The sequence below is a fragment of the Chitinophaga sp. genome (assembly GCF_036566945.1).
Classification (GTDB): domain Bacteria; phylum Bacteroidota; class Bacteroidia; order Chitinophagales; family Chitinophagaceae; genus Chitinophaga.
In genome coordinates, this window is record NZ_DATCVJ010000469.1 from 1 (window position 1) to 5267 (window position 5267).

Annotated in this window: 2 protein-coding genes; both read right to left on the reverse strand. The window is 45.6% G+C overall.

Annotated elements, in window-relative coordinates; genetic code table 11:
* Positions 1 to 9: 9 nt before the first annotated feature.
* A complete protein-coding gene (locus VIP81_RS14375; RefSeq protein ID WP_331961823.1) occupies positions 10 to 2628 on the reverse strand; it encodes a 4-alpha-glucanotransferase in 2619 nt (872 codons plus the stop codon).
* A gap of 283 nt (positions 2629 to 2911) precedes the next feature.
* Positions 2912 to 4816: a molecular chaperone DnaK gene (dnaK, locus tag VIP81_RS14380; RefSeq protein ID WP_331961826.1), complete on the reverse strand. Its 1905-nt coding sequence runs from the start codon at positions 4814 to 4816 to the stop codon at positions 2912 to 2914.
* Positions 4817 to 5267: the final 451 nt, after the last annotated feature.

Below are 5267 nucleotides of genomic sequence, written 5' to 3' on the forward strand. Positions count from 1 at the left end.
TCATCAAAATCAGTATAATCCTGCTCCAAGACCATCCTTCGGAATCCTGTATCGCCAGTAGTGCGATGCTACTGCGGGAATATTGATCCTTTCTGTGTCCGGATGGCCGGTGGAACGTCCTTCGGCAGCCAGCAGATCCTGGATCTGAAAAATACGCCACATGGCGGGCGCCTTCATATGGCGGGCAATGATTTCCCGGATCAGGGCTGGAGTGGCTGCTGCGGGTGTGGGGCCTTTGTGATGTAGTTCCTGTTGGTAATATTTTCGGGAGATATGAATGTCTTCCTGCCACCATCCTCTCAGGGTGCTCATGTCGTGCGTAGAAGGGGTTAAGACAGACAAATACGGCGCTTTTGATATTGCAGTAAAGGTCACATCATCTGCTTTGGGCATACGTTCTATTTCCAGGCTTAAGATGCCCTGTGCCTTCATTACGCCGGGTACACAGGCTGGCACCATGCCCAGGTCTTCTCCACAAATGAGCATATTGGTCGCTCTTTTTATAAGTGGCAGTTTATGAATGGCTTCTTTGCGCCAGCAACTCTCCTGCCGTACGTAGAAATAATCATGATACAATGCCGATAAATTTTTGCGGCTCTTATTATCCAATGCAGCAAAAGAACGTGTAGCCGCCAAATCATAACGGGGATGGTACAACGTTCTGTTCCGGTCTGTTACTTTTATGAACAATACATCTGCGATAAGGTTATAAAGCATATTTTTTACCGCTTCCGGCAGGTCCGATTCCAGCACTTTCCGTTGGGTATTAAATGCGGGCCGCAGCCTGTAACGACCATCTGCCAAAGGTTCCATCAATTCCTCTTTCATCATGCCGGCATAGTTACCAAACATATCTTCCAGGATGGCGTGGGTAATATAGGGTGTACAGAAGCGGTCTTCCTCAAAATCAATTCCACGTTGGCGCATTTCTTCCCTACTAACGGGAACGGCTGGATGAAAATAACCGAGGATTCCCTGTATGGCATCTCGTGGTATTTGCCAGATGCGGAAAAAACCCAGGATATGATCAATCCGGAATGCATCGAAGTAAACGGACATATGCCGGAGCCGTTGCTGCCACCACTCCAGGCCATTGGAGCTCATTTGTTTCCAGTTGTAAGTAGGAAAGCCCCAGTTTTGCCCGGTGGTGGTGAAACTATCTGGAGGAGCACCCGCCTGCATATCGAGGTGATAACCTTCGGGATTCATCCAGGTATCTGCGCTATGACGGGCCACGCCAATAGGAATGTCTCCTTTCAGGGCTACACCGTGTTGGTGTACTGCCGCAGTGGCAGCGGCCAGCTGCCGGTGCAGGTGATATTGTACGAAGAAGTGGTAATGGGCTGCTGCCGCCGCTGCTTCATCTGTTATAATAAGCTTATTAATTGCCGTGTAGTCGTATACGTTATATACCGGCCATTGGGTAAAATCGCCTGTCTGATAGCTGTCGCGCAGGTAGCAATATACTGCATACGGGAGGAGCCAGTGTTCATTGGAAGCAAACCACTGCCAGTAATCGCGTGTTTGCAGCTTCTCTCCTTCTGCTTCGTATAATGCCCGGAGATAGGCCAGCTTAAAGGACATCACCGTTTCATAGTCGACCGTTTCCTTTTCGTTTAGCCATTGCCGTAAACGACCAAATTGCCGCTGCAACGGATGCGTTTTCGGCAGGGTACCTACCATTTGTAATCGTATGTAGAGGGGATGCAGGGCAAAAGAAGAAATAGCGGCGTAGGGATAGGAATCTTTCCAGGTATTGGTTTGAATGGTATCATTTACCGGAAGTACCTGTATCAGTTGCAATCCTTTGTCCTGTGCCCATTGCGCCAGTTGGGGAAGGTCGGCAAATTCCCCCGTACCAAACCCTTCCTCACTCCGCAGGCTGAACACGGGCACAGCTACGCCGGCACCTTTCCAGGGAGTATAGTCCATCCGCACCAGGCCATCATGCAGTATTACCTGTCTGCCTGCCACTGCTACCGTATGCAATTCCCTGTTATCGCCTTTTTCGTACGCTACAAATTGTTGGATATTTAGATCGTAAATGCCATACTTATAGTAAAGCGGTACAGGTATACCGGAAAGATCCAGGGCCACAGAAAACCAGCCATGGGCATCGTATTGCAACAATAACGGCTGTAAAATATTCCAGTTACCGGTTTGCTGATTGCTACCCAATAAACAAATGGTTTTATGGTTCTCTAACAGGGGCGCCTGTACGCGGAATATATGCGTGGCAGTTAGTAATCCATTAACAGCAGCAGCAGGTCTGGGATAAAATACGCGGGAAAAGGGTGCGGCGAGCCAGGCATTTTCCGGGCGGTCCGCATCGTTCCAGGTATCGGTAAAAACAACGTCGGTATGTTGTCCGGGGGTAAAGGTAAATTCCCTGACAGTTCCTTCATATATCACTTCTTCCAGTTCTCTTAAAATATACTGGTATTGCAGGGTATATGTTTCACCGGGCGCCAGCTGAATATCGGTATACCACCAATCTGTATTCCACCATTGCATGCGGCGGGCATGCCTGGGCACATCACTGCCCAGTGCAGATAAATTACCCAGCAGGTAAAGTTCCTGCCCGTAATAAGTATGGTATCGGAGGTAAAAACGTAGTCTATAATTCATCTGGTCCCGGCTAAGCCGGAACAAAGTAAGAAAAAATAGCTTGTCTTATCAGGATTATACTGATTAAGAAGATTTCCGCGGTTTTTTGTCTTACCCAGGATTATACTGATTAAGATGATTATCACGATTTTCTTTTTTTTGATTACTGAGATTAAAAAAAGATTAGCGAAGACCAACAATTTATTGTTAATCTCCGCTAATCTTTTTTAATTATACAATCTCAGAAAAAAATCGTGATAATCATCTTAATCAGTATAATCCTGGGTAAGACAAAAAATCGCGCTTATTTTACTTCTTCGAATTCAGCATCTGTTACGCCATCGTTAGCAGCATTAGGTTGCCCCTGTTGCTGACCGCCGTTAGGCTGTGCACCTTCCGGTTGACCCTGAGAAGCTTTGTACAGCTCTTCAGAAGCAGCCGTCCACGCAGCTTCCAGTTCAGCAGTAGCTGCATCCAGCTGTGCACCGTCCTGGGATTTGTGTGCTTCTTTCAACTTATTCAGTGCGTTTTCGATGGTTTCTTTCTTGTCAGCAGGCAGTTTATCACCGTATTCTTTAATTTGCTTTTCTGTCTGGAAGATCAGGCTATCCGCTTTATTCAGCTTTTCGATCTGCTCACGTTGTTCTTTATCTGCAGATTCGTTGGCTTTCGCTTCGGCTTTCATCTTTTCGATTTCTTCCTTGTTCAAACCGCTACCTGCTTCAATTTTGATGTTCTGTGTTTTACCGGTGCCTTTATCTTTTGCAGTTACGTGCAGGATACCGTTGGCATCAATGTCAAAGATTACTTCGATCTGAGGAACGCCACGCGGAGCCGGAGGAATATCACCTAAGATAAAGCGGCCCAGTGTTCTGTTCTGGCTGGCCATTGGTCTTTCGCCCTGCAGTACATGGATTTCCACACTAGGTTGGCTATCTGCTGCAGTAGAGAAAGTTTCAGATTTCTTGGTAGGAATAGTGGTATTGGATTCGATCAGTTTGGTCATTACACCGCCCATTGTTTCGATACCCAGTGACAGTGGAGTAACGTCCAGTAACAGTACGTCTTTCACTTCACCTGTCAGCACACCACCCTGAATGGCAGCACCTACGGCTACTACTTCATCCGGGTTTACACCTTTATTAGGTTTTTTACCGAAGAATTTTTCAACTACTTCCTGGATTTTAGGAATACGGGTAGAACCACCTACCAATATTATCTCATCAATTTCAGAAGTGTTCATACCGGCATCTTTCAGTGCTTTGCGGCAAGGCTCCAGTGTTCTTTCCACCAGGCTATCGCTCAGCTGCTCAAATTTAGCGCGGGTTAATTTTTTCACTAAGTGTTTAGGAACGCCATCCACTGCAGTGATATAAGGAAGATTGATTTCAGTTTCCTGAGAAGAAGATAATTCGATCTTGGCTTTCTCAGCAGCTTCTTTCAAACGCTGCCATGACATTGGATCTTTGTGTAAATCTACTGCTTCATCTTTCTTGAATTCGTCTGCCAGCCAATCCATGATCACTTTATCAAAGTCATCACCACCGAGGTGTGTATCACCATTGGTAGATTTTACTTCAAATACGCCATCACCTAATTCCAGGATGGAGATATCGAAGGTACCACCACCAAGGTCAAATACAGCGATTTTGCTGTCCAGGTGTTTTTTGTCCATACCATAAGCCAGTGCCGCAGCGGTAGGCTCATTGATAATACGACGAACCGTCAGACCGGCAATTTCACCGGCTTCTTTGGTCGCCTGACGTTGTGCATCATTAAAGTAAGCAGGTACAGTGATAACTGCTTCTGTTACTTCCTGACCTAAATAATCTTCAGCGGTTTTCTTCATTTTCTGCAGGATCATTGCTGAAATCTCCTGCGGCGTATATAATCTGCCGTCAATATCAATACGTGTGGTGTTGTTATCACCTTTTACCACTTTATATGTAACGTGACTCACTTCACTGGAAACTTCGTCAAAATGACGGCCCATAAAACGCTTCACTGACATAATAGTGTTTACGGGGTTGGTAATAGCCTGACGCTTTGCAGGGTCACCTACTTTCCTTTCTCCGTTCTTCAAAAAAGCCACTACAGATGGGGTTGTTCTCCTGCCCTCATCATTGGCAATCACTACCGGTTCGTTACCTTCCATTACGGCAACGCATGAATTGGTAGTTCCTAAGTCAATGCCTATTATTTTTCCCATAGTATTAAAGATTATCCTTTAGTTGTAAGTATGTTTTCGTGTTTGTCGTTGGTTTGTCAATGATTATGCCAAGCAAAAAAATATGAAATTATGTCAGTCAGGTGCCCTATATTTGATTTAAATATTTAGTTATCGTATGTGTCAGACCTTCTCAAAGACACCTATAACTAAATAACCCAAAACACTAAATTGTTCATAGCCTCGCCTTCCTTTCAGCTATTTCATTCCTGTCCTACCTGTTTTTTATCGACAAAAAATTGTATAACCTAACCGTTATTCTTATGAACAAATCCATTCTATGGAGGGCTGCATGCTTGCTGTTAGCAACCACCCCGATGATGAGCCAGGCTCAGGATCAACCATCCGCCACTGCTACCATGAGTGCTACTCCATCCGCGCGATTATTCCGCGGACCCGAAGATTACAAAGTTTGGTCCATTGGTGTCAATGG